Origin of the sequence: Bradyrhizobium sp., assembly GCF_030654605.1 — a bacterium.
GTDB lineage: Bacteria > Pseudomonadota > Alphaproteobacteria > Rhizobiales > Xanthobacteraceae > Bradyrhizobium.
The window spans coordinates 1-1,275 of the sequence record NZ_JAURXB010000134.1 but is presented as its reverse complement, the minus strand read 5'-3'; the positions used below and the strand labels follow the sequence as shown (position 1 = coordinate 1,275).

General features: G+C 63.6%; 2 protein-coding genes. Both read right to left on the bottom strand.

From position 1 onward, the window contains the following. Window positions 1-5: 5 nt before the first annotated feature. Window positions 6-482, bottom strand: coding sequence for a phasin (locus Q7U29_RS13450; protein WP_304742156.1), 477 nt, complete (start codon window positions 480-482; stop codon window positions 6-8). A gap of 180 nt (window positions 483-662) precedes the next feature. Next, window positions 663-1,259 carry a GNAT family N-acetyltransferase gene (locus tag Q7U29_RS13445; protein WP_304742159.1) on the bottom strand — a complete coding sequence of 199 codons (597 nt, stop codon included), beginning with the start codon at window positions 1,257-1,259 and terminating at the stop codon, window positions 663-665. Window positions 1,260-1,275 lie beyond the last annotated feature (16 nt).

Sequence of the window (1,275 nt, the reverse complement as noted above, 5' to 3'; positions counted from 1 at the left end):
TGCGATCAGGCGGTCTTGGTGTAGACCTTGGAGAAGTTGTCCTGAGCGGTCTTGGCGCCGTCAGCGACGAGCTTGCCGAGATATTCGCTCGAGGCCTTCGCCCGCGACACGAACACTTCGCCGCGCGCGCGGACCATGTCGGACTGGATCTGGACCGCTTCGTTGAACGACTTGGCGGAAGCCAGCTTCTCGATGCCGGCGAAAAACGCTTCGGCGTCCTGGTAGAGCGCGTCCTGGATATTGCGGCTGATCTTGGCGGCCTCGGAGACCGAACCGGCAACGGCGGTTTCGATCGCGGCGGTCACCTTCTCGGTGCCGGCATGGATGTCGGCGGCGCGAACCTTGGCGGTCTCGGTCTGCTTCTTCACGAACTCACGGGCGGCTTCCGGAACTTCCATGTTCTGGAGCTTGGTGAACGCCTCGGTGACGGGCGCGAAGGCTTCCTTGACGGTGTTCAGCACGGAATTGGTTTCGGTGGTCATTGGGGTTTCTCCATCCTCAGGTTTGAGCTATGGGCTCACCCCGTCCGGATTGGCCCGGGGCAATCTCTTTATGACACGGTTAATGGTGCGTCGCAACATCAATGGTGCGCTGCGATATCACGAATCCGTGATCAGCCAGATTAATGCGCAATTTGCCCGGTTAGCGGGCGCCGCCCTGCCTCAGTGCTGGACAGCCCCCGGCAGCCCGTAGGCCTCGAGCTGGGCCCGGACCTGCGCCACATTGTGCCCGAGCACCACGATATCGTGGTTGCGGCCGTCCTTGTCCTTCACATGGTCGCGCAGCAGCGCTTCCGCCTTGAATCCGAGGCCCTCGAAGATCGCGATGGCGCCGGATTGATCGACGGTCATCTGCACCACCAGCTTTTCCAGGCCGGCGCCCAGGGCGAGCGCAAACGTCTCCTGCGACAGCGCGCGGCCGACGCCCTGCCCGCGCACATCGGCGGACACCACATTGCGGATTTCGCCGACATGGGGCGACCATGACCAGGGATCGCGCACCAGGGTGCCGCATCCGACCACCCGGCCCGCCTTAACCGCCAGGATGCTGGTGATGGCGCCGCGTTCGATCTCCTTGACCCAGGCCGACAGCACCTTGGGCTCGCTGATGTTGCGCGGCAGGAACAGCAGATCGTGCACCGGCAGTTTTTGCGCGAAGTCCAGCACGGCGGCCTCGTCGGCGGGCGACATCAGGCGGAATTCGATCTCGCCGGCTTCGGTCTGCACGCGGCGCGGATAGGTTCTGGTCTCGCTGCTCATATCGATCTCTCGCATA

Coding starts and splice junctions, on each gene's coding strand:
- Q7U29_RS13450 (WP_304742156.1), bottom strand. CDS start 482: ATGACCACCGAAACCAATTCCGTGCTGAACACCGTCAAGGAAGCCTTC.
- Q7U29_RS13445 (WP_304742159.1), bottom strand. CDS start 1,259: ATGAGCAGCGAGACCAGAACCTATCCGCGCCGCGTGCAGACCGAAGCC.